This is a genomic window from Bradyrhizobium sp. S3.12.5 (assembly GCF_040548225.1).
Taxonomy (GTDB): domain Bacteria; phylum Pseudomonadota; class Alphaproteobacteria; order Rhizobiales; family Xanthobacteraceae; genus Bradyrhizobium; species Bradyrhizobium cytisi.
The window spans coordinates 36,905-61,893 of sequence record NZ_JBEPRF010000016.1 but is presented as its reverse complement, the minus strand read 5'-3'; the positions used below and the strand labels follow the sequence as shown (position 1 = coordinate 61,893).

The 24,989-nt window shown below is 64.5% G+C and carries 26 protein-coding genes; 11 read left to right on the top strand and 15 right to left on the bottom strand.

The window, feature by feature from the left end; genetic code table 11:
* The first annotated feature begins 1 nt into the window (after position 1).
* The 3 genes from ABIC09_RS23675 to ABIC09_RS23665 all read left to right on the top strand — a co-directional run bounded on the left by ABIC09_RS23675 (position 2) and on the right by ABIC09_RS23665 (position 3,775).
* Positions 2-1,798 carry a NirA family protein gene (locus tag ABIC09_RS23675; protein WP_354034458.1) on the top strand — a complete coding sequence of 599 codons (1,797 nt, stop codon included), beginning with the start codon at positions 2-4 and terminating at the stop codon, positions 1,796-1,798.
* On the top strand, positions 1,795-3,408 hold the full coding sequence (locus ABIC09_RS23670) for a sulfite reductase subunit alpha (RefSeq protein ID WP_354110750.1): 1,614 nt from the start codon (positions 1,795-1,797) through the stop codon (positions 3,406-3,408). Before ABIC09_RS23675 ends, ABIC09_RS23670 begins: the two co-directional genes overlap by 4 nt.
* A 214-nt stretch (positions 3,409-3,622) precedes the next feature.
* A complete protein-coding gene (locus ABIC09_RS23665) occupies positions 3,623-3,775 on the top strand; it encodes a hypothetical protein (RefSeq protein WP_187434626.1) in 153 nt (50 codons plus the stop codon).
* 9 nt (positions 3,776-3,784) lie between these two features.
* Here ABIC09_RS23665 and ABIC09_RS23660 read toward each other — a convergent pair whose 3' ends face one another.
* From ABIC09_RS23660 to pxpB, 3 genes are read right to left on the bottom strand one after another with little or no spacing between them, the layout of a single operon-like run.
* Positions 3,785-4,552: a LamB/YcsF family protein gene (locus tag ABIC09_RS23660; protein ID WP_354110749.1), complete on the bottom strand. Its 768-nt coding sequence runs from the start codon at positions 4,550-4,552 to the stop codon at positions 3,785-3,787.
* A 28-nt stretch (positions 4,553-4,580) separates the two neighbouring features.
* Positions 4,581-5,618, bottom strand: a complete 1,038-nt coding sequence (locus ABIC09_RS23655; RefSeq protein ID WP_354110748.1) for a 5-oxoprolinase subunit C family protein — start codon at positions 5,616-5,618, stop codon at positions 4,581-4,583.
* Entirely contained in the window at positions 5,615-6,346 is a 732-nt protein-coding gene (gene pxpB / locus ABIC09_RS23650; RefSeq protein ID WP_354034466.1) for a 5-oxoprolinase subunit PxpB, read from the bottom strand. The genes ABIC09_RS23655 and pxpB overlap by 4 nt, the downstream gene beginning before the upstream one ends.
* A 247-nt stretch (positions 6,347-6,593) precedes the next feature.
* Here pxpB and ABIC09_RS23645 point away from each other — a divergent pair, with 247 nt between their 5' ends.
* Positions 6,594-7,292 (top strand): ribonuclease activity regulator RraA, encoded by a 699-nt coding sequence (locus ABIC09_RS23645; RefSeq protein ID WP_234685661.1) that lies wholly within the window; start codon positions 6,594-6,596, stop codon positions 7,290-7,292.
* Positions 7,293-7,310: 18 nt separating this feature from the next.
* Positions 7,311-7,715: a (R)-mandelonitrile lyase gene (locus ABIC09_RS23640; RefSeq protein ID WP_354110747.1), complete on the top strand. Its 405-nt coding sequence runs from the start codon at positions 7,311-7,313 to the stop codon at positions 7,713-7,715.
* Here ABIC09_RS23640 and ABIC09_RS23635 read toward each other — a convergent pair whose 3' ends face one another.
* From ABIC09_RS23635 to ABIC09_RS23625, 3 genes are all read right to left on the bottom strand, one after another.
* Complete coding sequence (locus ABIC09_RS23635) at positions 7,716-8,096, bottom strand: hypothetical protein (protein ID WP_354082918.1); 381 nt, start codon at positions 8,094-8,096, stop codon at positions 7,716-7,718. It abuts the gene before it with no gap.
* Between the two features lie 65 nt (positions 8,097-8,161).
* Positions 8,162-9,067, bottom strand: coding sequence for a DUF2147 domain-containing protein (locus tag ABIC09_RS23630; RefSeq protein ID WP_354110746.1), 906 nt, complete (start codon positions 9,065-9,067; stop codon positions 8,162-8,164).
* Between the two features lie 168 nt (positions 9,068-9,235).
* Positions 9,236-10,030, bottom strand: coding sequence for a transporter substrate-binding domain-containing protein (locus tag ABIC09_RS23625; RefSeq protein WP_354082916.1), 795 nt, complete (start codon positions 10,028-10,030; stop codon positions 9,236-9,238).
* A 113-nt stretch (positions 10,031-10,143) separates the two neighbouring features.
* On the opposite strand from ABIC09_RS23625, the gene ABIC09_RS23620 reads away from it, so the two are divergent.
* Entirely contained in the window at positions 10,144-10,641 is a 498-nt protein-coding gene (locus tag ABIC09_RS23620) for a DUF1993 domain-containing protein (protein ID WP_354110816.1), read from the top strand.
* 268 nt (positions 10,642-10,909) lie between these two features.
* Here ABIC09_RS23620 and ABIC09_RS23615 read toward each other — a convergent pair whose 3' ends face one another.
* The 6 genes from ABIC09_RS23615 to ABIC09_RS23590 form a co-directional block, all read right to left on the bottom strand.
* Complete coding sequence (locus ABIC09_RS23615) at positions 10,910-11,395, bottom strand: hypothetical protein (RefSeq protein WP_354082915.1); 486 nt, start codon at positions 11,393-11,395, stop codon at positions 10,910-10,912.
* A gap of 166 nt (positions 11,396-11,561) precedes the next feature.
* A complete protein-coding gene (locus ABIC09_RS23610; RefSeq protein WP_354110745.1) occupies positions 11,562-12,551 on the bottom strand; it encodes a hydroxyacid dehydrogenase in 990 nt (329 codons plus the stop codon).
* A 34-nt stretch (positions 12,552-12,585) separates the two neighbouring features.
* Complete coding sequence (locus tag ABIC09_RS23605; protein ID WP_354034479.1) at positions 12,586-13,686, bottom strand: ABC transporter ATP-binding protein; 1,101 nt, start codon at positions 13,684-13,686, stop codon at positions 12,586-12,588.
* Positions 13,687-13,692: 6 nt separating this feature from the next.
* Positions 13,693-14,598, bottom strand: a complete 906-nt coding sequence (locus ABIC09_RS23600; protein WP_148749265.1) for a carbohydrate ABC transporter permease — start codon at positions 14,596-14,598, stop codon at positions 13,693-13,695.
* On the bottom strand, positions 14,598-15,539 hold the full coding sequence (locus tag ABIC09_RS23595; protein ID WP_148749264.1) for a carbohydrate ABC transporter permease: 942 nt from the start codon (positions 15,537-15,539) through the stop codon (positions 14,598-14,600). The genes ABIC09_RS23600 and ABIC09_RS23595 overlap by 1 nt, the downstream gene beginning before the upstream one ends.
* A 145-nt stretch (positions 15,540-15,684) precedes the next feature.
* Positions 15,685-17,025 (bottom strand): ABC transporter substrate-binding protein, encoded by a 1,341-nt coding sequence (locus ABIC09_RS23590; RefSeq protein ID WP_148749263.1) that lies wholly within the window; start codon positions 17,023-17,025, stop codon positions 15,685-15,687.
* Positions 17,026-17,508: 483 nt separating this feature from the next.
* Here ABIC09_RS23590 and ABIC09_RS23585 point away from each other — a divergent pair, with 483 nt between their 5' ends.
* Both ABIC09_RS23585 and ABIC09_RS23580 read left to right on the top strand, forming a co-directional pair.
* The gene (locus ABIC09_RS23585; protein WP_354110744.1) at positions 17,509-18,327 is read left to right on the top strand and encodes a Spy/CpxP family protein refolding chaperone; all 819 of its coding nucleotides are present in this window, start codon (positions 17,509-17,511) and stop codon (positions 18,325-18,327) included.
* Between the two features lie 111 nt (positions 18,328-18,438).
* Complete coding sequence (locus tag ABIC09_RS23580; protein ID WP_148749262.1) at positions 18,439-18,816, top strand: response regulator; 378 nt, start codon at positions 18,439-18,441, stop codon at positions 18,814-18,816.
* An 83-nt stretch (positions 18,817-18,899) separates the two neighbouring features.
* Here ABIC09_RS23580 and ABIC09_RS23575 read toward each other — a convergent pair whose 3' ends face one another.
* The 3 genes from ABIC09_RS23575 to glk form a co-directional block, all read right to left on the bottom strand.
* Positions 18,900-19,055 carry a hypothetical protein gene (locus ABIC09_RS23575; RefSeq protein ID WP_187434623.1) on the bottom strand — a complete coding sequence of 52 codons (156 nt, stop codon included), beginning with the start codon at positions 19,053-19,055 and terminating at the stop codon, positions 18,900-18,902.
* Positions 19,056-19,200: 145 nt separating this feature from the next.
* Entirely contained in the window at positions 19,201-19,404 is a 204-nt protein-coding gene (locus ABIC09_RS23570) for a hypothetical protein (protein WP_354110743.1), read from the bottom strand.
* Positions 19,405-19,554: 150 nt separating this feature from the next.
* Positions 19,555-20,523 (bottom strand): glucokinase, encoded by a 969-nt coding sequence (gene glk, locus ABIC09_RS23565; protein WP_148749353.1) that lies wholly within the window; start codon positions 20,521-20,523, stop codon positions 19,555-19,557.
* A gap of 269 nt (positions 20,524-20,792) precedes the next feature.
* Between glk and pncA the strand changes: the two genes are divergently transcribed.
* The 3 genes from pncA (at position 20,793) to ABIC09_RS23550 (ending at position 24,724) form a co-directional block, all read left to right on the top strand.
* Positions 20,793-21,419, top strand: a complete 627-nt coding sequence (gene pncA / locus ABIC09_RS23560) for a bifunctional nicotinamidase/pyrazinamidase (protein ID WP_354082910.1) — start codon at positions 20,793-20,795, stop codon at positions 21,417-21,419.
* A gap of 13 nt (positions 21,420-21,432) precedes the next feature.
* A complete protein-coding gene (locus ABIC09_RS23555) occupies positions 21,433-22,551 on the top strand; it encodes an alpha/beta fold hydrolase (RefSeq protein ID WP_354110742.1) in 1,119 nt (372 codons plus the stop codon).
* A 139-nt stretch (positions 22,552-22,690) separates the two neighbouring features.
* On the top strand, positions 22,691-24,724 hold the full coding sequence (locus tag ABIC09_RS23550) for an NAD(+) synthase (protein WP_354034487.1): 2,034 nt from the start codon (positions 22,691-22,693) through the stop codon (positions 24,722-24,724).
* Positions 24,725-24,989 lie beyond the last annotated feature (265 nt).

Sequence of the window (24,989 nt, the reverse complement as noted above, 5' to 3'; positions counted from 1 at the left end):
CATGAAATTCGATACAGCACCCACGGCCGATTTCTCCGACGAGCAAAAGCGCTACCTCGAAGGTTTCATGTCCGGCATGCAGGTCGGACGTGTCGGGCGCGCCTTTGCAGCCGGCGGCGCGCCTGCGGCCAACGCTCCCTCGGAGCCGATGGGGCCGGACGCTGCGGCGATCAAGGCGCAGGACAAGCTCACGGCGGCGGGCAAGAAGCTCGCCGACCAGGAGAAGTTCAAGCGCGAGCTGCATCCGTTCGATGCCTATGATCGCTTGAAGGACCAGGCGCGCAACAACGCCAACCCGACGCCGGCGGACAATTTCCGCTGGCGCTATTACGGCATCTTCTGGGTCGCGCCGGCGCAGACCTCCTACATGGCCCGCCTGCGCATTCCCAACGGCATTTTGAAGCACTGGCAGATGTCGGGCCTCGCCGACATCGCGGAAAGCTGTGGCGGCGGTTACACCCACGTTACGACGCGCGCCAACTTCCAGATCCGCGAGATCGAGCCGAAGAACGCGGTGGCGCTGATCGAGGGCGTCCAGGACATTGGCCTGTGCTCGCGCGGCGCTGGCGCCGACAACATCCGCAACGTCACGGGCACGCCGACGGCCGGCATCGATCCGCAGGAGCTGCTCGACACGCGCCCCTACGCACGCGAATGGCACTACCACATCCTCAACGACCGCTCGCTGTTTGGCCTGCCGCGTAAGTTCAACGTTGCCTTCGACGGTGCCGGCAAGATCGCCGCGCTGGAGGAGACCAACGACATCGCTTTCACTGCGGTCGAGGTGAAGGACGGCTTTGGCGTCGAACCCGGAATCTGGTTCAAGCTCGGCCTTGGCGGCATCACCGGTCACAAGGATTTTGCGAAATATTCGGGCATCGTCGTTCGTCCTGAGGACGCGACCGCTGTTGCCGACGCCATCGTGCGCGTCTTCATCGAGCATGGAGACCGCACCAACCGCAACAAGGCGCGGCTGAAATACGTGCTGGACAATATGGGGCACGACGGCTTCCTCAAGCTGGTCGAGGAGCGGCTGAAGAAGCCTTTCGCACGCGTGCCGGCCGAGGCGCTTCTGTCGCGCCCCTTGTCCGACCGCATGGCCCATATCGGCGTGCACAAGCAGAAGCAGGCCGGGCTCAACTGGGTCGGCGTGGCGCTGCCGGTCGGCAAGCTCACCTGCGGGCAGATGCGCGGCCTCGCGAAGATTTCGCAGGATCTCGGCGACGGCGATATCCGCCTCACGGTCTGGCAGAACCTGCTGATCTCGGGCGTGCGCGACGAGAATGTCGCGCTCGTCACCGCCGCGGTCGAGAAGCTCGGCCTCGCCACTGAAGTCTCGAACGTCCGCGCCGGCCTGATCGCCTGCACGGGCAATGCCGGCTGCAAGTTCGCGGCCTCCGACACCAAGCGTCATGCCGCCGCGATCGGCGACTGGTGTGACGAGCGCGTCAATCTCGATACGCCGCTCAACATCCATCTGACCGGCTGTCATCACTCCTGCGCGCAGCACTATATCTCCGACATCGGCCTGATTGCGGCCAAGGTGCCGGGCGCGAGCGAAGAGGACACGGTCGAGGGTTATCACCTCTTCACCGGCGGCGGGTTCGGTCCCGATGCCGATATCGGGCAGGAGGTGTTTCAAAACGTGAAGGCCGAGGATGCTCCGAAGATCGTCGAGAGCCTGCTCAAGGCCTATCTCGCCAACCGCGCCTCGCCCGAGGAGACGTTCCTGACCTTCTCCCGTCGTCACGACGGTGAAGCCCTGCGCAAACTCGCCGAAGCGGAAGTAGCAGCATGACCCAGATGACCCTGCCTCCCACGATCGAGATCATTCCGGCCAATGCCCCGTTCAGCGAGGGCCAGCGGCTGTGGCTGAACGGGTTTCTCGTCGGCATGCTCGGCCTCGACGGCTCGACGGCGCTGTCGCCGATCGAGAACGGCGCCATGCTCGGCCCGCAAGGCGACGGCGATGACGGGGAGGCGCCCTGGCACGATCCGGCGATGGCGATCGCCGACCGCATGAAGCTCGCGGAAGGACGTCCGCTCCGCCGCCGCATGATGGCCGCGATGGCGCAGCAGGATTGCGGTCAGTGCGGCTACAATTGCGCCGACTATTCGGACTCGATCGCCAACAAGAGCGAAGCGCGCCTCAACCTCTGCGCCCCCGGCGGCAAGGAGACGGCGCGGATGCTCAAGCAGCTTTTCGAGGAGGTCGACAAGGCGCCGGCCGCAAAGCCTGCGGCAGGGGCGGCTGCGGCCGCGAGTGCACCGGCTGCACCGGAGGTGAAGGCCGCGCTCGGCCGCGCCCGCGAAAATCCGGCTGAAGCGACCTTCCTGTCGCGGCACCTGCTCAACAAGGGCGCTTCGGAGAAGGAGACCTATCACGTCGAGTTCGATCTCTCCGAGAGCAAGCTCGACTACGTCGTAGGCGACAGCTTTGGCGTGTTCGCGCGCAACGATCTCGGCCTCGTCGACCAGATCATCGCGCTGCTCGGGGCGTCCCACACCACCAAGGTCAACAACAAGTCGCTGCGCGAGGCGCTGGTCGAGGACGTCTCGCTGTCGCCGGCGCCGGACAAGCTGTTCGAGCTGCTCTCCTTCATCACCGGCGGTGCGCAGCGCGAGAAGGCGCGAGCGCTGGCGCAGGGCGAGGATCCCGATGGCGATGCGGCAACGCTCGACGTGATGGCCGCGCTGCAGAAATTCTCGGGCACGCGGCCGCATCCGGAAGCCTTCGTCGAGGCGCTGGAGCCGCTGCAGCCGCGGCTCTACTCGATCTCGTCGTCGCACAATGCGACGCCCGGAAAGCTGTCGCTGACGGTCGATTCCGTGCGTTACGTCATCGGCAAGCGCAAGCGCGTCGGCGTCGCCTCGACCTTCCTCGGCGAGCGCATCAACGAGGGCGACAAGCTCAAGGTCTATGTGCAGAAGGCGCACGGTTTCGGCCTGCCGGAGGATCCGAAGATTCCGGTCATCATGATCGGCCCCGGCACCGGCATTGCGCCGTTCCGCGCCTTCCTGCTCGACCGCAAGGCGACCGGCGCGCAGGGCAAGAACTGGCTGTTCTTCGGCCATCAGCGCAGCGATTGCGATTTCTTCTATCGCGACGAGCTCAATGCGATGAAGACCTCAGGCCTTCTGACGCGCCTGTCGCTCGCCTGGTCGCGCGACGGTGAGAAGAAGTTTTACGTGCAGGACCGTATGCGCGAGCTCGGTCGCGAGGTCTGGACGTGGCTTGCCGAGGGCGCCCATCTCTACATCTGCGGCGATGCCAAGCGCATGGCCAAGGACGTCGAGCGCGCGCTGGTCGACATCGTCGCCCAGTTCGGCGCGCGCTCGACCGACGAGGCCGTCACTTTTGTCGCCGATCTCAAGAAGAAGGGCCGCTTCCAGGCTGACGTCTACTAAGCCCCTTTCTCCGGCTGTCATTCCCGTGTCATCCGAGCCGGTTCCAGCTGGCTCGGAGTTTAACGAATAAGATTCTTGGAACCGGCGGGCGAAGAGAATTTATTCCTGCGATATGCGATCTTCAGAGCACCGATATCGCTATTTGCGCGGCCGTCTTGCCTGCTACCCGGGTCGATCCCTGATAATGCCGCAAATGCGGCGTTGGAGATCGACCATGCGCGAACTGTCGGCGGAAGCCAGGCTGCACTTCTACGCGCGCTCGCTCTCGCGTCGGACCGCGGCGAACGCCCATCACATCGGGCTCTACAGCGCCTTCGCCGTCATCGCCGCGATCGTGTTCGGCACCTTGTCGGTGCATCCGTTCTAACGAGGCGTCTCACCCGCGCTTGAACGGCGCGACCTCGATGCCCGCATCCTTCAGCGACTGACGCAAGGTCCGTGCGATCTCGACCGCACCGTGCGTATCGCCATGAATGCACACCGTGTCCGTGCGCATCTTGATGACTTTGCCCGTCACCGAGACCACCGCACCATCCTGCACCATGCGCACCACGCGATCGGCGATCGCCTTGGCATCGTGCAGCACCGCGCCGGGCTTCTTGCGCGAGACCAGGTTGCCGTCGTCCTCATAGGCGCGGTCGGCGAACACCTCGTGCACCATCGGCAGGTTGGCCTCTTCGCCGGCCTTCACCAGCTTCGAGTTGGCAAGCACCACGAAGATCAGGCTGGGGTCGACCGCCCTGATGCCGGCGGCAATCGCCTTCGCTGTCATGTCGTCCTCGCAGGCGACGTTGGAGAGCGCGCCATGCGCCTTCACATGGGTGACCTTGTGGCCGGCCGCGGTCGCGATCGCCTGCAGAGCGCCGATCTGGTAGGCGACGAGGTTCTCGATCTCGGATGACTTCAGGCCGGCGATCGGATGCCGGCCAAAACCGTGCAGGTCGCGGTAGCCGGGGTGAGCGCCGACGGAGACACCGCGCGCTTTCGCCAGCTCAACCGTCCGCCGCATGATGTCGGGGTCGCCGGCATGGAAGCCGCAGGCGACGTTGACCGAGCTTGCGAGGTCAATCATGGCGGCGTCGTTGCCCATCTCCCACGCGCCAAAACCTTCGCCGAGGTCGCAATTGAGATCGATCGTCTTCATGGTTGCTCTCCGCCTTTGGTCTTGTTGTCTAAGGCTCGGCCGTCACCTGCCAGGTCCCGGCATCCATCGCGCTCACCGCATAGCCCGCGACGTTGGCATCGCTGAGCGCCTCGATGTTGAGCTCGACCGTGTCGGACGAGCGCAGGCGATCGGGCAGGGTGCGGATCAGCTGTTGAAATTTGCGCGCCTCGTCCTGCGCCTCGGCCATGGGGACGGCCTTGAAGCGGAACGCCGTTCCGGCCGAGGTCTGGGCGAGGCGCCCGACATCGGCCGTGATCACGGTTGCGATCTTGGGATAGCCGCCGGAGGTGCCGCGATCCATCATCAGCGCGATCGGGGCGCCGTTGCCGGGCACCTGGATGCTGCCGTTGACGGTGCCGTCGGAGACGATGTTGTGGCCGTGCAGATGCTTGATCGCGGGACCTTCGAGCCGGTAGCCCATGCGATCGGAGGTCGCCGAGATCTTCCACTCGCTGTCGAGGAACAGGGCCTTGTTGGCGTCATCGAACTCGTCGTCCTGCGGCCCCAGCACGACGCGGATCGGACCGCTCACAGGCTTCGGCATTTCGATCCGCAATTCCGGCGCGCCGCTTGCGGCATCAACCGTGAACTCATCGCCGGCCTGGAGCGGACGCGGGTAGGGGCTGCCGAGACCGGCACGGGCATTGACCGCAAGGCTGCCGAACACCAGCTCGCCCTTGATGGCGCCTTCGATCGCGAGATAAGTGAATGCGCCGCCGCGGGCGAAACCCAGCGTCAGTGTCTCGCCGTCCTTCAGCGTGACGGATGTATCCATCGCTACCGGCCGCCCGGCGATGTCGGCGTTGCGCGGTGCGCCCGCGATGGCGACGCGCACGGCTCCGTCCTTGGCGGTGAACGTCGCGCCGAACGGGCCGATCTCGACCGCGGCTGCGAGCGGCTCGTTGCCGACCAGCCTGTTCGCCGCCGCCAGCGCCAGCCGGTCCATCGCGCCGCTGACCGTCAGGCCATAGCGCTGCGCACCGTGGCGTCCGCCGTCCTGGACGGAGCTTGCCGGTCCAATGCTGGCGACGATGAGCCGGCTCATGCGTCTACCCGCTCGGCTATGATCTCGCCGGCTTCCGCGGCGCGGTCCTGCTCCTCGAACGTCTTGTGGTCGATGGCAAAAAACGTCACGCGATCACCGGGTTCGGTCAGGAAGGTCGGATTCCGGTGCAGCTGGTAGGTTCTGACCGGCGTGCGGCCAAGCAGGTGCCAGCCGCTCGGCGCAGCCAGGCACTGGATTCCGGCCTGGATGCCGCCGATCGAGATCGTGCCGGCCGGCGTCAACAGCCGCGGGTTCTGCCGCCGCGACATGTGCAGCGATTTGTCGAGGCCGCTCAGATAAGACCAGCCCGGCGTGAAGCCGATCATGGCAACGCGATAGTCGCCGCCGGCGTGACGGGCGACGATGTCGTCGGGCGTGGTGTTGAGCGCTTTCGCGACATCCTCGAGGTCGATGCCGTGCTCGCCGCCATAGGCGACGGGAATGCGCCAGCGCCGCGCCTTGGTCGACGGCGGCAACGGCCGGCCAGCGATCGGGAGCAGCTTTTCGCACAGCGCGTCAAAGCCGATCTTGCCGGGATCGTAATGCACCAGCAGCGAGCGATAGGTCGGGATGGTCTCGGAGATGCCCTCGATGGGTGTGGCTAGCAGCGCCTTGTCCAGCGCGAGCACGCGCTCGTTGGCGGCGTCGTCAATGGTGCGGCTGAACTCGACCGTGACGGCGCTGTCGCCACTGGGCAGAAGGCGGGGCGGGGGAAGCGTCGCGGCCATGAGATGTCGACATCGGGCCTTTGGAAAAGCGCGGGCTCGGCCTTGAGTTCCGCATTACCCTGCTTCGCGTAAATGCGCCCGCAAGTCCAATAAATTAATGCAAGGGGTCGCGATAAAGCCTTGTTATCGCGTCGCATAACAGCCCGGCTGGGCCGCGTTCTTGTTAGGGCTTTGGGCCTTGACGGCAGGCGCGCGGCTCGCAAGATGCGCGCGTTCTTTCCCGTCCATCCGGAGCTCGTCTGTTTCCATGTCGCTGTCCCCCGAAGCCCGCAAGACCCTCGCCGGCATCACCACTGCCACCATCACCACGGTCCTGCTGAAGAAGGGCCTGCGCAATGTGTGGATGCGCGGCGCGCGTCCGCTGCGCCCGGGCCTGCCGCGCCTGGTGGGCCCTGCCTTCACGCTGCGCTTCGTCCCGGCGCGCGAGGATCTGGCGACGCCGGAATCCTGGTCGTCACCGATCTCGACCCGCACCGCGATCGAGGCGATGCCGGAAGGCTGCATCGCCGTGGTCGACGCCATGGGCATTACTGACGCCGGCATCTTCGGCGACATCCTCTGCGCCCGCATGATGAAGCGCGGCGTCACCGCGCTCGTCACCGATGGCGTCGTGCGTGACGTCGAGGGCACGCTCGGCACCAATCTTCCGGTGTGGTGCGACGGCTATGCCGCGCCGCCGTCGGTTGCGGGCCTCACCTTCGTCGGCTGGGGTGAGCCGATCGGCTGCGGCGGCGTCGCCGTGTTCCCGAACGACATCGTGGTCGCCGACCAGGACGGCTGCGTGCTGATCCCGCAGGCGATGCTCGAACACGTGCTCAATGAAGGCGTCGAGCAGGAGCGGATGGAAGCCTGGATCGTCAACGAGGTGAACAACGGCGCGGCGCTGCCGGGCCTCTATCCCATGAACGCCGAGACCAAGGCGCGCTACGCCGCCAGCAAGAAGTAACAGGAAACGAGGACCCCCATGGACATCACGCTCGCAGGCACGCGGCCGACCCGCCGCGCGCCCAAGGAACACTTCACCGGCACCGTGCTGCAGGACCCCATCAACATGGCGCCTGCGCCGGCGCGGCTGAACGTCTCGCGCGTCTCGTTCGAGCCGGGCGCCCGCACCAACTGGCATCATCATCCGCTCGGGCAGACGCTCTACGTGATTTCGGGTGTCGGCCGCGTCCAGACCAAGGGTGGCCCGGTCCAGGAAATCCGTCCAGGCGACACCGTGTGGATCCCGCCGGGTGAAGTGCACTGGCACGGCGCCTCGCCAGGCAACAGCATGTGCCACATCGCCATGCAGGAAGCGCTTGACGGAGTGTTCTCGACGTGGCTCGAGCCGGTGACGGACGCCGAATACGGCGCGGCGGTCGGCTGATTACATCCGCTCAGCGGTCCACGTTCCCGTGCACAGGGCGCCGCGCCAGGTGCCGGAGCCGGAGGTGCCGCTGAGCCGGCCGAAGCCGACGGCGTGCTTGATACCCGTGCTCAGCGTGACGTTGATGGCGCCGGCATCCGCGACGCGGCCGGACGCCATCACGGCTGCGCTGCTCGAGGCGATCTGACCGTTGTTGATCCCGATCGCGACGGTCGCGCCGTTGCCGCAGGTCTCGCTCGATGACGCGATGCGGACATTCCATGCGCCGTCGAAAGTCGAGCCCGCGGCATCCGCCTGCGCGAGCGGGACAACGATGGCGATAATGGTGGCGAAGAGTGCTGTGCGAAATCCGTTCATGACGCGCCCCTTGGGGTTGACCATGCGGGGATCCTGTCACGGGTGCGGAACCGGCGATGTGAGGGCCGTCACGCGCGCGAGGTGCGAGCCTAGTTCACACGCGTCCAGGTTTGGCCGCCGCAGAACATGCCGCCGAAGGCACAGCCCTGCACGCGCAGGCGGTCGCCTCCCTTCAGCGCGATCGTCGAGTCGTAGGTCGAGCCGGTGTTGGGATCGAGGATGCGGCCGGACCATTTCTGGTCCTTGTTCTGATCCTTGCCGGGCTTCATGTTGATCAGGACCTGTTCGCCGTTCTGGTTCGATTTGCTGTCGACCGAATAGCCGCAGAGGTTATTGCCGCACTGCTCGATGCGGACCTTGCCTTCCTTCTCCTCGGTAAGCCAGACGCCGAGCGGTGAATTGAGATCGCGCGTGGGCGCTGCTGCCGGAACCGGCGGCGCGACGGCGGCGGCCTGAACGGGCGCGGGGGCAGGCGCCGGAGCCGGAGCAGTTGGCGCGGGCGCTGCCGGAGGTGCTGCTGCGACGGTCGGAGCCGGCGGCGGAGGCGGTGCGGGCGGTACCGCGGCAACCGCCGGGGCAGCGCTTGGAGCCGGTTGAGGCGGCGGCACCATCGCATCTTCGGTCGGTGCGTTGTTTGCCGTGGCGGCCGGAGGTGGCGGCGCGGCGGGAGGCGGTGCCGCGGCTGCGGGGGCAGGTGCTGCAGGAGCTTGCTCCACTGCGGGCGGCGCTACGATTGGAGCAGGCGCCGGAGCCGGGGCAGCCGGTGTTTGCGGATCGACCTTAGCCTGCTGCGGCGCCTGCTGGTCTGGCTTCGTGTCGTTCTTCTTGGCCTTCTTGGCCTTGCCTTGACCGGTGTTGTCGTAGACGCCGGGAATCTGCACCGTGCCGCCGTCCGGATCGATGCGGATGGTGCGCCCGCCATATTCGAAAGTGTACTGCGCCTGCGCAGCGGTGCTCGCCAAAAGGAATGCGGCCGTGGCCAACAGCTTCCTCATTTCCATCTCCCGAACAGGTGGTCCCCGCACCGAGGCTTACGCCCCGGCGCGATCGCGAAAAGTGATCTAGATCACTGTTTCTCGGTATGAGTCGCCTTCCGGCGGTTCCGGGTTCAATAGGCCCGGAGCCAGCCCAAAGTTTGACCGGGCAAGCGACAGGAACGCGAGTTAGTCGAACCAGGCGGCGTAGATCTTCTTGTAGCTGCCGTCCTCCATGGAGATGTGCAGCCACTGGTCGACGAAAGCCTTCAGCGCGACGTCGGGCTGGAGCCAGTAGGCCTTCTCCGAGAAGTCGAACGGTTTTTCGGGGTGCACCGCGCAGAGCACGCCTGAATGCTGCTTCTGCTGATAGCGGGTCTCGGAGGCGTCCGTCATCATCAGATCGGCGTTGCCCTTGGCGATCTCGTCGAAGATCGCGGTGTTGTCGGGGAAGACGGTAATGTCGGCGTCCTTGACGTTGGCGCGCGCGAAACGCTCATTGGTCCCGCCGGGATTGACGATGACGCGGGTGCCCTTCTTGTCGATATCGGCGATGCTCTGGTACTTGCCGGCGTCGGCGCAGCGCGCGATCGGCGTCTTGCCCTCGCGCATGATCGGCATCGTGAAATAGCCCTTCTTCTGGCGGTCAAGCGTGACCGAGACGCCGCCCATCGCGATGTCGAACTGGTCGGACTCGAAATCCTTCATCAGCTTCGGCCAGGCGGTGGCTACGTATTCGACCTTGACGCCGAGCGCCTTGCCCAGCGCCTCCGCCATGTCGACGTCAAAACCGGAGAACTGCTGCGTGGCCTTGTCCAGGTAGGTGAAGGGCTTGTAGTCGCCGGTCATGCCGACGCGCAACGTGCCGCGCTTGATGATCTCGTCGAGGCGCGAGGGCGCCGGCTGCTGCGCGTGCGCCGAGAGGTTTGGCAGCAACATCACGGCCAAGGCCGCCAGGATTCGAACGGTTATTCGAACGGTCATCTCTTTTCCACCTATGCCCAAGCTGTCATTGTGCAGCTCTTGAACGTGGATTTAGACCAGATGCCAGTTTCTGGCGAGGCGGAATTGAAGGGAATCTTGAAGTGACGATCTCGATGTACGAGGCCTCGGTCGGCCTGTTCGTGCCTTACCTGCGCAATGTCTCCGTCCTGCTCGACAAGGGCGTTGCCTATGCCGAGACCCGCAAGTTCAATCCGGCGGTCCTCCTCGGCATGCGCATGGCGCCGAACATGTACGATCTGGCGCAGCAGATCGGCGAGGCCTGCCGCCACGCCACCGTCGCTCCGGCCTTGCTGGCGCAGTGCGAACCAGTCGCGCTGCCGCCGCTGGAGCACGACATGGCCGGGCTTCAGGCGCGGATCGCCACCTCAATCGAATTCATTGAAAGCCTGCCGCGCGCCGAGATCGATGCGGCGGCGGAGCTGAAGGTCTTCTTCAGGCTCAAAAATGGGACCGAGCTGCCCTTTACCGGGCGGACGCTGCTGCTCACCAACAGCGTCCCGCAATTCTTCTTCCACGTCACGACCGCGTACGACCTGCTGCGGCACGCGGGCGTCGAGCTCGTGAAGAAGGATTTCCTGGGAAGGAAGTAGACTTGGTGTTTAACGGCAGGGCTATCGCACATGAGAGCGATTCCCTGTGGCCATCCTTCGAGACGCCCGCCGTTGGCGGGCCCTCAGGATGAGGACCGAGCGTACGGCCGTAGTTTTGACGAGCACCGATGCCGCTTAGCCTCATCCTGAGGAGACCGCGAAGCGGTCGTCTCGAAGGACGAGGCGCGCATTCAGGTCGTGCAAAATGCCATTTGCGATTGCCCTCTCCCTTCGGGAGAGGTGCACGGAGAGATACGGCCGCAAATAATTATGCTTCGCCCTTGCGCTCGTAGTCGGCGAGCGAGCTGCGGCCGGCGATCTCGCTGCGCAGCAGCTCGAAGCGCCGATGGGCCTCGTTCTCGTGTTCGTCGACGAAATGCACGGCGGCCTCGCTGGTCATCGGGCCGCTGACCACGGGGGCGGACTGCTCGCCGATGGTTTCGTGCACGTAGTATTGGCCGTCGTCGCCGCGATGGACCGCCCATTTAAGGCGGATCGCCACCATCGGCCCGGGACCGACCTTGCTGTAGCCATCGGCGTCGGTGTGGTCGGGCACCAGCGGCTGCTCCTCGACCACCGGATGCTCGTCGGAGGCTTGATGATCGTCGGAGGCATGATGCTCGTCTGCGACCGCATAGTCATCGGCGGCCACCGTTTCCGTCTCGGTGTCGCGGACGACGAGAACGGGCTCGGGGTGCTCGAAAATGCTGGCGATGGTCGCCAGCGCTTGGTCGGTCGGGTCGATCTCTGACAAGGTCCATCCTCCAGCTCGACGCGGCCGGCAAAGTCTGTCCCACTGCCGCCGCGGCCGGATACATTACGCGGGTTTGATTAAGGCTGAGTTGGGGCCCGATCTGCGCCAAAATGGGACGCATTCTGGCCATCCGAAGGCGGGCGGTGTGGCCGCCTTCGGATTCACCTCAGCCCAGCACGTCCTGGTTGATGATGTTCTGCCGGATCGGATCGCCGTCCAGTACACTCAGGATGTTGCGCGCGGTCTGCTCGCTCATGCGGCTCACCGCCTCGACGGTGACGCCCGCCACGTGCGGGGCCATGATGACGTTGGGCAGCGCGAACAGTACATTGCTGACCGGCGGCGGTTCGACTTCGAACACGTCGATGCCGGCACCGGCGAGCTTGCCGGAGACGAGCGCGTCGTAAAGCGCGGCCTCCTTCACGATGCCGCCGCGCGCAGTGTTGATGAGACAGGATTTTGGCTTCATCCGGCCGATCCGCGCCGCATCGAACAGGCCGATGGTTTCCGGCGTCTTCGGGCAGTGGATGGTGACGAAATCTGCGTTGGGCAGCGCCGCGTCCAGATCCGCGACCGGCTCGCAGCCGGCGGCCTTGATGTCGGCGGCTCCCTTGTAGGGATCATAGACCTGCACCTTCATCTCCATCGCCAGGCAGCGCTTGGCGGTGCGGGTGCCGATGCGGCCGAAGCCGACGATCAGCACGGTCTTGCCGTAGAGGTCGAACGGCAGCATGGCGAGGCGGTTGGCCCATTGGCCGTCCTTGACGCAGGCGTGCATTTCATTCGCGCGCTTGGCCAGCGTCAGCATCATGAACAGGGCTTGTTCGGCGACGGACGGTGAATTGGCGCTGCCCGCGACCATCAGCGGCACCTTGCGGCGGGAGAGGGCGGGCACGTCGACGGCGTCGTAGCCGACGCCGATCCGGGTCACCACCTTCATGTCCTGGGAAGCTTGGAGCTCCGTCTCGCCGAAGGCCGTGGCACCCAGCGCCACGCCGTGGACTGGCGCATGGCTCTTGAGCAAGGCCTCGAAATCCTTGGCGGAGATCAGGTTCGGAAACTCGACGAGCTCGATATCGTCCCGCCGGGTGAGGAGGGCGCGTGCCCCTTGCGACAAAGTTTGTGTAACGAAAATCTTCTTCTTGTTGGTCGCCATTGCTCCCCGCCTGCTTGCGTTTCTTGAAGCGGCGTCACAGTACGACGCCGGTCTCCTCGTTTAGCAGGTGCATGTTATTGAGGTCCATCGCCAAACGCATGGGAGCCCCGTCCTTGGCGCCGGCATTGGGATTGACGCGGCCGCAGACCGGCGTGCCGTCGAGCCCGAAATAGACCAGCGTCTCCATCCCCATCGGCTCGGTCACGTCGAGCACGGTATCGAAGCTCTCGATGCCGGGATCCAGATGCGCGTGCGCCTCGGTGAGATGCTCCGGTCGGACCCCGAGCAGGAGCTTGTCGCTGCGCGGCAACGCGTTGTAGCGCGCGGCGCGCGCCGGCGGCAGCGCAAAGGCGATGCGGTCGGTCAGGCGGATCTGCAGCGTGCTGCCGGCATCTTCCAGCCGGCACGGGATGAAGTTCATTGCGGGCGAGCCGATAAAGCCTGCGACAAAGCGCGTCGCCGGCTTGTGGTAGAGCTCGTTCGGCGTGCCGATCTGCTCGATGCGACCCTTGTTCATCACCACCACGCGGTCGGCCAGCGTCATCGCCTCGACCTGGTCGTGGGTGACGTAGACGGTGGTGGTGCGCACCTTCTGGTGCACCTTCTTGATCTCGATCCGCATCTGCACCCGCAGCTTGGCGTCGAGATTGGACAGCGGCTCGTCGAACAGGAAGACCTTTGGATTGCGCACGATGGCGCGCCCCATGGCGACGCGCTGGCGCTGACCGCCGGAGAGCTGCTTGGGCTTGCGGTCGATCAGATCGGTGATGTCCAGGAGACGTGCGGCTTCCGTCACCCGCGCCTTGATCTCGGCCTTGGGATAATGCTTCAGCCGCAGTCCGAACGACATGTTCTCGGCGACCGTCATGTGCGGGTAGAGCGCGTAGTTCTGGAACACCATGGCGATGTCGCGGTCCTTGGGCGGCACGTCGTTGACGATGTCGCCGCCGATCATGATGTCGCCGTCGCTGATATCCTCGAGTCCCGCGATCATGCGCAGCGTGGTCGACTTGCCGCAGCCGGAGGGCCCGACCAGCACGATGAACTCATGGTCGGCGATATCAAGGTCAATACCGCGCACGGCCTCGACATCGTCGTAACGCTTGACCACCTTCCGCAATGCAACGTCAGCCATGAACATTCAACCCTTTGTCGCGCCGGCGGTCAGGCCGGCAATGTAGTAATCCATCAGGAAGGCGTAGATGACGAGCGGCGGCGCCGCGCCGAGCAGTGCGCCGGTCATGATCTGACCCCAGTTGAAGACGTCACCCTTGATCAACGTGGTGGTGATGCCGACCGGCAACACGAGCTGGTCGATCGATGTCGTGAACACCAGGGGATAGAGGAACTGGGCCCATGATACGGTGAAGGCGAAGATCGTCGCCGCGATCAGCCCGGGCAGCGCCACCGGAATGAAGATCCGCAGCAGGGTCTGGAGCCAGGAAGCACCGTCGATGATCGCGGCCTCATCGAGCTCCTTCGGGATCGAGGCGAAGTAGCCGATCATGATCCAGGTGCAGAACGGCACGGTCAGCGTCGGATAGATGAACACCAGCACGTACCAGCGGTTCAGCAGCGTGATGCCGGTGAAGTCCTGGATCACCGCCAGCATCTTGAACAGCGGAATGAACAGCAAACTGTCCGGGATCAAATAGGTGAGAAAGACGCCGGTCGCGAGCGTCGCCGAGCCCCAGAACTTCATCCGCGCCAGCGCGAACGCCGCGGGGATGCTGATCAGCATGGTGACGATCACGACCACGATCGAGATGATCGACGAGTTCCAGAAGAAGCGCAGGAACTGGTTCGAGGTCAGGAGCTCGACATAGTTCGACAAAGTGGGGTGAAACACCCACCACGGATTGGTCGCCGCCGAAATCTCCGCGCTGCTCTTGAGCGAGGTGATCAGCATGTAGACCGGCGGCGTCAGGAAGAAGATCGCAAACAGCACCAGGAAGAAATAGGACCAGCGCAGCGCCCAGATACGGTCCCGGCTCATGCTGCCGAGCTTGCGAGTTGGTCCAGCCTTGTCGATTACGAGCGTGCTCATCAGGCTTCGTTCCCACGTTTATTGACATCGCGCAGGATGAAGATCGCTGCGACGGCAAGGATCGGCACCATGAACAGCGAGACGCAGGCGCCGAGCGGGATATCGTTGCTCTGGATGCCGACCTGGAACGCCCAGGTGGCGAACAGATGCGTCCGGTCCAGCGGACCGCCCGAGGTCAGGATGCGCACGATGTCGAAATTGGCGAAGGTGACGATCAGCGAGAATAGCGTCGTGATGGCGATGATGTTGCGCATCATCGGCAGCGTGACGTACCACATCTTCTGCCACCAGTTGGCGCCGTCGATGGCGGCGGCCTCGTAGAGCTGGTCAGGCACCGATTTCAGCGCGGCGAGATACATGATCAGGAAGAACGGCGCGCCGTACCAGACATTGACGAGAATCACGGAGAAGCGCGCCCAGAAGGTGTCACCGAGCCAGGGGATGGGACCGACGCCGAAGAAGGAGAGCGTGTAGTTGAAGGCGCTGTAGGAGGGATCGAACAGCCAGAGCCAGGCCAGCGTGCTCATCGCCGGCGGAATCACCCAGGGCACCAGCAGCATGCCGCGCCATTTGCGCTGCTTCTTGCCCGGAATGTTGTGGACGAAATGCGCGACGATGAAGCCGATCAGCGCCTTGAAGAATACGGCGGTGATCGCAAAGATACAGGACTGCCTCACCACCATCCAGAACGTCTCGCGCTTGAACAGGAAGGTGAAGTTGCCGAGGCCGACGAATTTCGTCATCGCCTTGTTCAGTGTCGCCAGGTAGAGCGAATAGAAGGCAGGATAGAGCACGAGCAGCGCGATCAGGAGGATCAGCGGCAGCGTCAGGAAGAACGCCACGGACGATTTCCGACCCAGCACATTACGCAGGCTCGCATTCTTTTTGCGGGGGCTTGCGGCACGAGCGCGGCGACCTTGCTCTACGACGACATCGGCCATGAATCTGACTTTCTGGTCAAACTTTCTGAGGGACGTTCAACGGTGAAGCCGGCGAGCGGTCGGCCTCAGGAACATGCGGACGGAACGAAAGCGCGCCTTGGCGGCTCACGCCCGAAAGCGCGAACCGCCATGGCACACACCCGGCTCAGGTCCGCATGAAGCCCTCGCACTCGCCCTCGGCCCAGGCGAGCGCCGTGTCCATCTTCTCGCCCTGCGCAAAGCGCAGCGCCATCTTGGTCAGCGTCGCCTGGAAATAGATCTGCTGGGCGATCTTCGGCGGCGCCGGCGACGCTGCGATCGACATCGTCTGCTGCTTGTAGGGATCCGGATAGTGGAAGAGCGTGCCCTTCGGCGGCCCTTCCTCGGCCCAGGTCTTGAATTTCGTCATGTTCGCGTAGGCCGGGAGATCGTAGCCGCCGCTCGCCGCGACGAATTTTTCAATCGCCGCCGGCGAGGACAGATGGATGAGCAGGCTCTTGGCCGCCTCCTTGTTCTTCCCGAAGCTCCAGACGCCCCAGAAATAGGGCAGGAACGGCGCAAAGCGTCCCTTCGGGCCGGCTGGGAAGCCGTGCGTCCAGCATTGCTCGGCGACCTGCGGTGCGTCGCGCTTGGCGACGGCCCAGGCGCTTGGCGGGTTGAGGATCATCGCGCCGCGGCCCGAGATCAGCCATTTGTTGTTGGAGGCGTCATCCCAGGACGGCGCATCCGTTGGCAGCACGGCGATCAGCTTCTTGTAGAATTCGAGCGCTTGCCGCACCTCGTCGGTCTTGACCGTGACATCGCCCTTGGCGTTGACGAGCTCGGCGCCGAACGACTGGAAGATCGCCCCCGCCGTGTCGACGCTGTCGGTGGTTTCGCCGAGACCGATGCCGAACGGGAAGCCGGCCTTATGGCAGGCTTCCGCCGCCTTCAGGAACGTCTCCATCGTCCAGTTGTCGGCTTTCGGCGGGCTGCCGGCCGGATACATCTCCTGCACGTCGATGCCCGCATGCTTCTTCATGAGATCGATGCGGGAGCAGGGACCCTTGATCTGGCTTCCTGGCGTCGCGGGCACGGCGAGCCATTTGCCGCCCGACTGTCCCAGATATTTGACGGTGCCGTTGACCTCGCCATTCTGCTTGATGAGCGGCTCCATGACGTCATTGAGCGGCTCGAGATTTTCTGAATAGGCGTGCGGCCACCAACTCGGCATCTGGAGAATGTCATGACCGGACTTGGCCTGCGCTTCGGCCGCTGCGGTCAGCTCAATCTTCTTGTTGTTGCTGGTGATGTAGTCGATCGAAACCTCGACCTTCTCCTTGTCGGCCCATTCCTTGACGAGCGCGGTGGAGGCGTCGTTGGCGTTGGGCACCCAGTGGTCCCAGAAGCCGATCGAGAGCTTGCCGGCGGCGTAAGCGCCTCGGACATAGGGCGCCGCGATCAACGCCGTGGAGGACATTGCAGTGGCTGCCACAAATTGACGTCGTGTCAGTGTCTTGCGTGACATCTCGTTTCCTCGCCTTGGTGTGTTCTATTATTCTTTCGTTTCCTCTGACTTTCCTGAGTTTGTTTTTTGATTTTGTTGTTGGACGTTTCTTGTTGGCGTCGTTATCCCCGGGCGGCTAATCACGCGCGGGACACGGCTAATTGGTAGCGCGATCAGATCATGATTGATTACGTCTGTCGAGAAAGCCGAACGTCTCACTCTCTAGAACTAACGTTGTGTAGGGAAAGGCTGCGGCGTGCGCCGAGCATGAGCCAAGCATGAGCTACCGCTGCTCTTATTGCGACGCACACTTCGGAGTGCGACAGCTGGGGACGATCCGTGCGCAATTACGCCGCAGTTCCGAATAAGCCTGCATAACCGCTTCGCGCCAAAGGCCTTTCAAACGGGGATAGCGATGGTCCGCGCCTAGACCTCGGCGCCGCGAAAACGATAGAGTTGCAACCGGCAGGAGGCCTGCCGTTTCCAGAGGGCAAGCAGATCGAGATGAAGACCCAGAAGATCAACCCGGCGCCGCCTGTACGGCTTCGCCTGCGACGATGGCTCGCGCTCGGCTCCGTTGTGACAGTGCTGGTCGGCGCGGCCGCAGTTGCGAATGCACAAGGTCTGGTCAAGGGCGTTCAGGACGGCGCTGCGGCCGGTAACAAGGCGGCAGGTCCCGTCGGTGGCGTTCTCGGCGGCGCCATCGGCGGCGTGGTCGGCGTCTTCACCGGTGTGCTCGGCGTCGGGAACAACAATGGTCAGGCGCCGGCTGCCAAGGACGCGAGCAAGGACGGGAGCAAGGACGCATCCAAGGATGCGAAGGACTCAAAGCAGCCGGGCGCCGCCAAGGATGCCAAGAGCGCGAAAGCCGGCAAGGGCGCCAAGGCGGGCAAGGAGGCCAAGAACGCTCCAGCGGATACCGGGGATAAGGACGTTACGGTCCTGACCCAGCCCGGCGCGCCGCAACTGACCGCCGACCAGATTGTCTCCAACAGCGATTCCTACATCGAGCGGATCAAGACCGAGCTGAACCTCACGCCCGATCAGGAGAAGCACTGGTTCGGCTTCTCGAGCGCGATGCACTATCTCGGGCATAACGGCGCCGAGCGGCTCAACCTGCGGATCGAGCGCGCCAAGCGGGATCCGCCCGACGACATCATCGAGCAGATGCGCAACGAGGCGCAATTCCTGATCGACCGCGCCTCCGATCAGCGCAACGTCGCCGACGCCGCCGAACCGTTGTTCTCGAGCCTCGACGACAAGCAGAAGCAGGTGTTCATCCAGGAGATGGTGCGCCTCAGCCATGAGCGCGGCCTGGATTGATCAAGCTTGACTCGGATTGCATGCATTGGTGGAATTTGAAGGCCACGAATTCGTGAATCCTTCTCGCAAATGGGGTATGCTTAGCTGCGCAAGGCGGCTGAGAGGTTGATAATGGCGGACAGGCTCTCCGTTTTCCTGGTCGAAGACGAGGCGTTGATCCGGATGATGATGGCTGACATGGTGGAGGAGCTTGGTCACCATGTCGTCGCGGAAGCGGACAATGTGCGCGATGCGAGCGCCTTTGCGATGACCGCGCAGTACGATTTCGCGATCCTCGACATCAATCTGATGGGTGTTTACGTCGATCCGGTCGCCGATCTGATCGAGCGCCGCGGCAAGCCGTTCCTGTTCGCGACGGGCTATGGGCCGGAATTGCTGCCGTCACTGCTGCGGCGCCGGCCGATCCTGCGCAAGCCGATTGCGCTCGACCAGCTCAGGATCATGATCGACTCGCTGTTTCCCGATACGCCCGCGAAGGCCCCCCACTGACACTGTCAACGATCGCGACATCGCCCAACGAAAATGGCCGCCCGACAGGGGCGGCCATCTAGGACGAAAGAGTCGTCAGTGTCTCAGATCAGGCCTGCGCTGAGGTCAACGCCGTGCGCCATCAGGCCGAACGAGGCGATGAGCCCCATGCCGCAGAAGATGATAATGGCTTTAAGAGAATAGTCAGTCGACCGGGTCTGGACGGCAGCCGGCATTTCGGCGAGCGAAATCATGCTCATGTTCATTCCCCCTGTGTTGATCCTGAATTGCATCAGGTGAGGGAACTCTTAGAGCAAAGAGTTTGACATAGGCTTGCGAGAGATCGTTAACGGAATTGCAACCGATCGCGGACTCGTTGGCCGGGCGACAGGGGGCCTGCAAGCCTTAGTTGCGGCCGGCATTTAGCACCGTGGCGATGGTGTAGGCCGTCATGGCGGCGCGGTCGGAGGCGCGCTGGGCGGCCAACCGGTCCCGGGCCTTCTCCTCGATCAACAGATCGATCAGCGCCATGCGCTTGTCGTCATCGTCTGCCTCGGTCAGCAGCCGGTGATAGCGGTGATAGTCGAAGCCCACATCCTGCTTACGCATGTCACGCCCCCGTACCTACGCCACACACTCCTTGAATTGTGAATTGTTTCTCATCGGAAACAACAGGGCAAGCACGATCCTGCGTGGAACCGCGCGAGTGCTGCAATCAGCTGTGAATTGCTTAACGGAGAGTGCGAGGTCCGGCGCGCCTCAATCCAGATTGTGGTCGGCGAACATCTTCAGGCCGACGAAGCTTGCATCGGGCTTCATGACGAGACGGGTCGGGATATTGCGCAAATAGTCCTGGAAGCGCCCTTTGGCTTCGAAACGCGCGCGGAACGCTGAAGCCGAAAGGAATTCCGGAAAGCGCGGCACGATCCCGCCGGCAATGTAGACGCCGCCTCTGGCGCCGAAGGTCACCGCGAGGTTGCCCGCAACCGAGCCGAGGATGGCGCAAAACATCTCCAGCGTGGCACGGCTGAGCTCGCAAGTCCCGTCCAGCGCCGCCTTGGTGACCGCCGCCGCATCGCGTTGGGGCACCTGGGCTTCATCGACCTCGGCCATCGCTTCGTAGAGGGACTGCATCCCCGAGCCGGAGAGGGCGCCGCGCTCGATGGAGACGTGGCCGAAGCGCCGGCGCATGGCGGCGATGACGCGCTCCTCGCGCTCGGTCTCAGCCGGCAGGGTGGCATGACCGGCCTCCGTGACGACGGCCAGCCGGGAGCCATGGCGCTCGACCAGGCAGGAGACGCCGAAACCCGTCCCGGGCCCGACCACCAGCAACGGCTCCCCGGACATGCCATCCTGTCCGCCGAGTGGAATCAGGTCGGCCGGCTGCAAGGCGGGCAGGGACCAGGCCACCACCTCGAAATCGTTGAGCACGTGGGCGCTGTCGAAGCCGAGCGCCGACTGAAGCTCGTTGCCGTCGATCACCCAGGGGCTGTTGGTCATGACGCAGCGGTTGTTGGTGACGGGACCGGCGACGGCGAGGACGGCCCTGACCGGCTTCTCGCTGTCGGCCCGCCGCAGCACGTCGGCGATGGCTTCGCGGACCGTCGGATGGTCGGCGACCTTCACATAGTCGATCGGTCCGATCTGCTCGCCATTACTCAGCGCGAAGCGCGCGTTGGTACCGCCGATATCGGCGAGAAGAATGTTTCCTGTCTTGCCGATACTCATGACCATTTGGCTACCTTAGCCTTGCAGGCTTTGGGAACCCTTTCCTCCACGCCTTCGCCGCGATCCGTATGCCGCGGATATCAGAGATTCCGCCCTCGGGTACAGCTAGTCAACACGGACGAGGCCAAAGCGTTGCATCCAGGAGGATCAGCCGGCCGTTCGCGCGACATCGTTACAGGGTGTCGGAGGTTGCGAAGCGGCGCGGGAAGATCGACATTGACGACAGCGGCGGCGCCCGTTGCGCCGGACGGACGACATGGGGCCTTGCGATGAAGATAACCGACCGCGACGTGCTGCTGGCGATCGACGTGCAGAACGATTTCTGCACGGGCGGGGCGCTCGCCGTTCCCGGCGGAGAGAAGGTCGTCCCCGCCATCAACCGGATCGCCCAAAAATTCGCCAATGTGGTGCTGACGCAGGACTGGCACCCGGGCGACCACGTCTCCTTCGCGCCGAACCACGCGGGCCGCCAGCCGTTCCAGACCATCGAGCTCGACTACGGCACCCAGGTGCTCTGGCCGGCGCATTGCGTCCAGGGCACGGCCGGCGCCGAATTCCATCGGGAGCTTGAGGTCGCCCGCGCGAACCTTGTGGTGCGCAAGGGTTTCCGCCGCGGGATCGATTCGTATTCGGCGCTGTTCGAGAACGACCACAGGACGCCGACCGGTTTGCTCGGCTATCTCAGGGAGCGCGAGCTGAAGACGGTTTTCGTCGCCGGCCTGGCGCTCGATTTCTGCGTCCGTTTTTCCGCGGAGGATGCGCGCAAGGCGGGGTTCGAGGTTGCCGTGATCGAGGACGCCTGCCGTGGCATCGACCTCGACGGCTCGGTCGCAGCGACCCATCACAGCTTCAGGGAGCTCGGCATCTCCGTGGTCAGCCTGGAGGCGTTTTTGTGAGGATCATGCGGCAATGGTAACGGGGAAGAGCGGTCAACAGCCCGGTGGAGCGGGGCGCGGTCCCGACGACCCCGTGCTGTGGCCGTTTGCGGCGGCACGTCTCGCCATGGACGCCTGCTTCTGGTGGCTGGAGCGCGGCCCGGCGGAGCAGGGCGAGGGCGACCTTCCCTGGACCACGCCCGGCAGCGTGGCGCTGGAGCTCGCCACCATGCGGCTGCGCGATTGTTCGCGGACGCGATCCGGTCAGCCGGCTCTGGTCTGCGCGCCCTATGCGCTGCATCGCGCCCTGATCGCCGATTTTGCACCCGGCCACAGCGTGGTGCAGTCGCTGCAACAGGGCGGCATCGACCGGATCTATCTCACCGACTGGCGCTCGGCCACGCCTGACATGCGCTATCTCTCGATCGACAGCTATCTCGGCGATCTCAACCTGGCCGTCGACGAGATCGGCGCGCCGGTCGATCTGGTCGGTCTGTGCCAGGGCGGCTGGCTGTCGCTGCTTTATGCGGCGCGGTTTCCGGCCAAGGTGCGGCGGTTGGTGCTGGCAGGTGCGCCGGTCGACCTCTCGATCGAGTCCAGGCTGTCGCAACTCGCCCGCAACGCGCCCGGGATCGTCTACGACCAGCTCGTCGCGCGCGGCGGCGGCAATGTCAGCGGCGAGGAGATGCTGCGGGTCTGGTCGAAGGCGCCTTGCCGTGACGACGTCGCGGCGTCGTTGCAGAAAGACCTCTCGGACGCGGAGGGCGCGGCCCTGCTCGCGCGCTTCGAGCGCTGGAACAGCGAGACGCTCGACCTGCCGGGCACCTACTACCTCCAGATCGTCAACTGGATCTTTCGCGAGAACCGGATCGCGTCAGGCAATTTCACGGCACTCAGCCGGCGGATCGATCTGAGGGACGTCAAGGCGCCGGTCTTTCTGCTGGCCGGGCTCGACGACGATGTCGTGCCGGCCACGCAGGCGCTCGCGGCCGCCAGCCTCATCGGCACGCCGCCGGCTTTCGTCGCAGCGGCCTCCGAGCCGAGCAACCATCTCGGCCTGTTCATGGGCGCGCGGACTCACGCCCATGCCTGGCCCCGGATCGCGGAATGGCTGCGCAACGACCTCTCCGGCGTGCTCGCGCGCAGCGCGTGATTCTGCCAAAAAAGCCGGCCGGCGAAGCTGCAAACCGGTTATGCATGATGGCGGATGGCCTGCACGGGGCGCGGTCGATGGGCTACATAGAGTCCAGCGCCGGCGGCCGGTCCGGCAAGATTTAAGGGTCCTTTGCCCGATGAGCTTCCACTCGATCTACGCCCACGGGTTTGCGCGCGTTGCGGCCTGCGTCACCACCTCCCATGTGGCCGATCCCGCGGCCAATGCGAAGGCGGTCATGGCGGCGGCCAAAACCTGCGACGCGCAATCGGTCGCGGTGGCCGTGTTTCCCGAGCTGTGCCTGTCCGGCTATGCGATCGAGGATCTCGTCAAGCAGGATCCGCTGCTCGACGCCGTCGAGCGCGGGCTTGCGTCGATCGTCGAGGCCTCCGCGGCGCTGATGACCGTGCTGATCGTCGGCGCACCGCTGCGCTTCGGCAATCGCATCTACAATTGCGCCGCCGTCATTCACCGCGGCAGCATTTTGGGAGTGGTGCCCAAGAGCTATCTGCCGACCTATCGCGAATTCTACGAGGGCCGCCATTTCGCCTCCGGCGCCGGCATCGCGGGCGAGGCGATCGCCATCGGCAAGCTCCACGCGCCATTCGGCACCGACCTGCTGTTTGCGGCCGAAGATGTTCCCGGCCTCACCATCGGCGTCGAGATCTGCGAGGACATGTGGATCCCGGTGACGCCCGCCTCCGAGCTCGCATTGGCCGGCGCGAGCGTGCTGATCAATCTGTCGGGCAGCCCGATCACGATCGGCCGGGCGCGTTCGCGCGCGCTGCTGTGCCAGTCGACCTCGGCGCGCTGCCTTGCGGCCTATGTCTATTGCGCCGCCGGGGCAGGGGAATCCACCACGGACCTCGCCTGGGATGGCCAGACCTCGATCTACGAGAACGGCGTGCTGCTGGCCGAGGGCGAGCGGTTCCGGCAGGACGGCCAGATCACGCTCGCCGACGTCGACCTCGACCTGCTCAGGCAGGAGCGCGCCCTGATGGGCACGTTCGACGACAATCGCCGGCAGCGCGAGGGCCGTTTCCGCAAAGTTAGCTTCACCCTGAAGCCGCCTGCGGCCGACATCGGCTTCCTGCGCAAGGTCGAGCGCTTCCCGTTCGTGCCGAGCGATGAAAGCCTGCTCGAGCAGGATTGCTACGAGGCCTACAACATCCAGGTCGCAGGCCTGGTGCAGCGCATGCGCGCGACCGGCACCAAGCGCGTCGTGATCGGCGTATCGGGCGGTCTTGATTCCACCCATGCGCTGATCGTCGCCGCCAAGGCCGTCGATCTCTTGGGCCTGCCGCGCGAGAATATTTTGGCCTACACCATGCCGGGCTTTGCCACCGGCAGCGAGAGCAAGACCAATGCGCTGGCGCTGATGAAGGCGTTGCAGACGAGTTGGCAGGAGCTCGACATCCGCACCACCGCCACGCAGATGCTGAAAGACATCGGCCATCCCTTCGGCACTGGCGAGAAGGTCTACGACGTCACCTTCGAGAATGTGCAGGCAGGCCTGCGCACCGACTATCTGTTCCGGCTCGCCAACCACCATGGCGGCATCGTCATCGGCACCGGCGATCTCTCCGAGCTCGCGCTCGGCTGGTGCACCTATGGCGTCGGCGACCAGATGGCGCATTACAATGTCAACGCCGGCGTGCCGAAGACGCTGATCCAGCATCTGATCCGCTGGGTGATCGCCTCGAAGCAATTCAGCGGTGACGTGAACGGGACGCTGGCCTCGATCCTGTCGGCCGAGATCTCGCCGGAGCTGGTCCCGGTCAAGCCGGGCGAGAAGCCGCAGAGCACCGAGGCCTCCATCGGGCCCTACGAGCTGCAGGATTTCAACCTGTTCTACACACTGCGCTTCGGCCTGCGGCCGTCCAAGATCGCCTTCATGGCGTTCCAGGCCTGGAAGGACGTCGCCAAGGGCGAATGGCCGCCGGCATTTCCGGCCGACAAGCGCCGCGCCTATGATCTTCCGGAAATTCGGCGCTGGCTTGAAGTGTTCCTGCGCCGCTTCTTCGCCTTCAGCCAGTTCAAGCGCTCGGCGATGCCGAACGGACCGAAGGTCTCGGCCGGCGGATCGCTGTCGCCCCGCGGCGACTGGCGTGCGCCGTCGGATTCGAGTGCCGCGGCCTGGCTCGAGGATCTCGAGCGGAACGTGCCGAAGTAAGCGGAGAGGGCAGTCCAGAACGACTTCGCGCCGCACGGCTCACAGAGCCGGCGGCGCGAAATTGCGTTCGATGAAGAAAGCACGAGGTCCGGAGTGCCTAGGAGTCCGGACCTCGTAACCTTGCCCCAGCCTTTGATCCCCCGCCCCAGATGGTCCCCCAACCCCGTGGTGCGCGATCAGAGGGTGATGCCCTTGGAAGGCCGCCGATCGATGTCCCGCGATGTACGCGAGACAGGGTTAGGACTCCATTCCGGTTCACTACGGA

Coding starts and splice junctions, on each gene's coding strand:
- ABIC09_RS23675 (WP_354034458.1), top strand. CDS start 2: ATGAAATTCGATACAGCACCCACGGCCGATTTCTCCGACGAGCAAAAG.
- ABIC09_RS23670 (WP_354110750.1), top strand. CDS start 1,795: ATGACCCAGATGACCCTGCCTCCCACGATCGAGATCATTCCGGCCAAT.
- ABIC09_RS23665 (WP_187434626.1), top strand. CDS start 3,623: ATGCGCGAACTGTCGGCGGAAGCCAGGCTGCACTTCTACGCGCGCTCG.
- ABIC09_RS23660 (WP_354110749.1), bottom strand. CDS start 4,552: ATGAAGACGATCGATCTCAATTGCGACCTCGGCGAAGGTTTTGGCGCG.
- ABIC09_RS23655 (WP_354110748.1), bottom strand. CDS start 5,618: ATGAGCCGGCTCATCGTCGCCAGCATTGGACCGGCAAGCTCCGTCCAG.
- pxpB (WP_354034466.1), bottom strand. CDS start 6,346: ATGGCCGCGACGCTTCCCCCGCCCCGCCTTCTGCCCAGTGGCGACAGC.
- ABIC09_RS23645 (WP_234685661.1), top strand. CDS start 6,594: ATGTCGCTGTCCCCCGAAGCCCGCAAGACCCTCGCCGGCATCACCACT.
- ABIC09_RS23640 (WP_354110747.1), top strand. CDS start 7,311: ATGGACATCACGCTCGCAGGCACGCGGCCGACCCGCCGCGCGCCCAAG.
- ABIC09_RS23635 (WP_354082918.1), bottom strand. CDS start 8,096: ATGGTCAACCCCAAGGGGCGCGTCATGAACGGATTTCGCACAGCACTC.
- ABIC09_RS23630 (WP_354110746.1), bottom strand. CDS start 9,067: ATGAGGAAGCTGTTGGCCACGGCCGCATTCCTTTTGGCGAGCACCGCT.
- ABIC09_RS23625 (WP_354082916.1), bottom strand. CDS start 10,030: ATGACCGTTCGAATAACCGTTCGAATCCTGGCGGCCTTGGCCGTGATG.
- ABIC09_RS23620 (WP_354110816.1), top strand. CDS start 10,144: ATGTACGAGGCCTCGGTCGGCCTGTTCGTGCCTTACCTGCGCAATGTC.
- ABIC09_RS23610 (WP_354110745.1), bottom strand. CDS start 12,551: ATGGCGACCAACAAGAAGAAGATTTTCGTTACACAAACTTTGTCGCAA.
- ABIC09_RS23605 (WP_354034479.1), bottom strand. CDS start 13,686: ATGGCTGACGTTGCATTGCGGAAGGTGGTCAAGCGTTACGACGATGTC.
- ABIC09_RS23600 (WP_148749265.1), bottom strand. CDS start 14,598: ATGAGCACGCTCGTAATCGACAAGGCTGGACCAACTCGCAAGCTCGGC.
- ABIC09_RS23595 (WP_148749264.1), bottom strand. CDS start 15,539: ATGGCCGATGTCGTCGTAGAGCAAGGTCGCCGCGCTCGTGCCGCAAGC.
- ABIC09_RS23590 (WP_148749263.1), bottom strand. CDS start 17,025: ATGTCACGCAAGACACTGACACGACGTCAATTTGTGGCAGCCACTGCA.
- ABIC09_RS23585 (WP_354110744.1), top strand. CDS start 17,509: ATGAAGACCCAGAAGATCAACCCGGCGCCGCCTGTACGGCTTCGCCTG.
- ABIC09_RS23580 (WP_148749262.1), top strand. CDS start 18,439: ATGGCGGACAGGCTCTCCGTTTTCCTGGTCGAAGACGAGGCGTTGATC.
- ABIC09_RS23575 (WP_187434623.1), bottom strand. CDS start 19,055: ATGAGCATGATTTCGCTCGCCGAAATGCCGGCTGCCGTCCAGACCCGG.
- ABIC09_RS23570 (WP_354110743.1), bottom strand. CDS start 19,404: ATGCGTAAGCAGGATGTGGGCTTCGACTATCACCGCTATCACCGGCTG.
- glk (WP_148749353.1), bottom strand. CDS start 20,523: ATGAGTATCGGCAAGACAGGAAACATTCTTCTCGCCGATATCGGCGGT.
- pncA (WP_354082910.1), top strand. CDS start 20,793: ATGAAGATAACCGACCGCGACGTGCTGCTGGCGATCGACGTGCAGAAC.
- ABIC09_RS23555 (WP_354110742.1), top strand. CDS start 21,433: ATGGTAACGGGGAAGAGCGGTCAACAGCCCGGTGGAGCGGGGCGCGGT.
- ABIC09_RS23550 (WP_354034487.1), top strand. CDS start 22,691: ATGAGCTTCCACTCGATCTACGCCCACGGGTTTGCGCGCGTTGCGGCC.